At 46.5% G+C, this 1,995-nt stretch carries 2 protein-coding genes; one reads left to right on the top strand and one right to left on the bottom strand.

The annotated features are described in order from the left end of the window. Window positions 1–698: 698 nt before the first annotated feature. Window positions 699–1,277 (bottom strand): AraC family transcriptional regulator, encoded by a 579-nt coding sequence (locus QUA38_RS28635; protein ID WP_333167851.1) that lies wholly within the window; start codon window positions 1,275–1,277, stop codon window positions 699–701. 340 nt (window positions 1,278–1,617) lie between these two features. Between QUA38_RS28635 and QUA38_RS28630 the strand changes: the two genes are divergently transcribed. Beyond that, a complete protein-coding gene (locus QUA38_RS28630; RefSeq protein ID WP_333167847.1) occupies window positions 1,618–1,947 on the top strand; it encodes a (R)-mandelonitrile lyase in 330 nt (109 codons plus the stop codon). Window positions 1,948–1,995 lie beyond the last annotated feature (48 nt).

Below are 1,995 nucleotides of genomic sequence, written 5' to 3'. Positions count from 1 at the left end.
CAATTTTCTGCCTTTAGGGAGCCTGTGCCAATCACAGGCTCCCTTTTCTTTCCCTTGTTAGTCTAAACTCCAGTAAATTTGAAGGTAATTGGAAAAAAATTGAAAGAGGGAAAAGTCGAAAGCCAGAAGATTCTCTGATTAATTATAAACAAGTTCTTTACCTTACTAAGACTTTACCAAAAATACCTGAATCTGATGTTGACCAAGAAATTTTTACCCAATTATCCAATATTGAAAATATCGATCAAGGTGAAGCCAGGCTCACAAGTCATGCTATACAAATTATCCAAAAAGATAAATCTGCTCAGATTTTTACTGGAGATAAAAGATTCATCAAAGCCTTAGCAAAAGTTAACATACCTATCATTCAAGAATCTCTCAATCATAGATTATGGTGCTTAGAGCAGCTTGTTCTCAAAAATATTGAAGCCGATGGCTTTGAAACTATTAGGGATCTCATTGTTCCTGTTCGAGAATGTGATACAGCAATTAAGAGTGTTTTTGGTTCAGGGCTTAAATCAACACCTGAGAACTCCCTAGCTACTTTAAAAAATTATATTGAGGAGTGTCAGCAGGAGGCAGGTAATTTACTAAATCCTTACAAGTAGATTTAAGTGTGACACGCTTGCCTTAATCCTGGCTTAAAACGGAATTTCCTCATCTTCATCTTCCACCGTCTTAAGGGCATCTTCAGGAGATCATGTTGAACTCGCAATCTCCCTAGCAGCTTCTCGCAGCCGCTCCACATCGCGCATCGGCGGTATACCAAAGAGCCGCTTGTACTCTCGGTTGAAGTGCGAGGAATCGTCATAACCCACACGGTAGGCTGCACTGGTAGCGTCAAGGTTTTGCCCCAGCATCAGACGGCGAGCTTCCTGCAGCCGCAGTTGCTTCTGGAACTGCAAGGGACTCATGGCAGTGACAGACTTGAAGTGATGGTGGAAGCTCGATACACTCATTCCCAGCTCTCGTGCGATGCTTTCAATCCGCAGCGGCTGGTTAAAGTCTTTACGAAGTCCATCGACTGCTCTAGCAATTTGGTGGGTAGAGCCACCCAGAACTGCGATATTACGCAGCCGACCACCTTGCTCTCCCATCAGGAGTCGGTAAATGATTTCCCGCTTAATCAGTGGTGCCAGAACATTTGCTTCAGCAGGGGAATCTAGAAGCCTGACGAGCCGCACCACAGCGTCCAAAAGATTTGCATCCAACGGACTTACGTCGATCGCTTTGACATTGGCACCCCTTTGTGGTGAGGGATCGCCCGCCTCAACCATGACTGAGCGGACTTTTCAGTCGTTTTGGCAGCGTTCGTTTCTAAGTTTGCAGGATTGTACAACAATCTTAGACGATCGTTCTATTGCTTGCCCTTGAGGATTCTTAGAATGAGGCTAAAGCAATCAAAAACGATTCCGGCGAATTGCAAGCGTCTGGATTTTTATACAAGAGAAAACTCAGTTTTGATTGGGCAAGAAACCTGCTGAGTGACAACCAAAATGTCCTCAAAGCTAACCTTGCTTATTAAAAAATCCATCCCTATTGATAGAGAAGCGATTAGTGCTCAATTTCTACGATTGGGACAGCCACCGAAATGGCATCAAGTGAAGGAATTAAAAAATGGATATTAAACGAAGTGGCTCACAGCCTTCGGCCAAAGGACCGGCTGAGTATTTTACCGACACTGTCCGCATTGACCCCCTGTTCGAGGCGCACGAACCAGCACGCACGTCTGGTGCCAGCGTCACGTTCGAGCCTGGTGCTCGGACAGCATGGCACACCCACCCGTTGGGACAGACCCTAATTGTCACGGCTGGCTGCGGTCTTGCACAGCGCTGGGGCGGCTCGATCGAGCAAATTCGTCCGGGGGATGCGATCTGGTTCGCGCCGGGTCAGAAGCATTGGCACGGTGCCACGGCAAGCACGGCAAAGATATGTGCGATTCGTTGAAACGTGAATCACGGTAATCAGTCCGTACACAGCGTTTCCAGCCACAAG

It is taken from the genome of Microcoleus sp. Pol12B4 (assembly GCF_036701385.1).
Lineage (GTDB): Bacteria > Cyanobacteriota > Cyanobacteriia > Cyanobacteriales > Microcoleaceae > Microcoleus.
This window is presented reverse-complemented; position numbering and strand designations above follow the sequence as displayed.

Excerpts from the sequence above, each read along its gene's own strand:
- QUA38_RS28635 (WP_333167851.1), bottom strand. The coding sequence starts at position 1,277 with ATGGTTGAGGCGGGCGATCCCTCACCACAAAGGGGTGCCAATGTCAAA.
- QUA38_RS28630 (WP_333167847.1), top strand. The coding sequence starts at position 1,618 with ATGGATATTAAACGAAGTGGCTCACAGCCTTCGGCCAAAGGACCGGCT.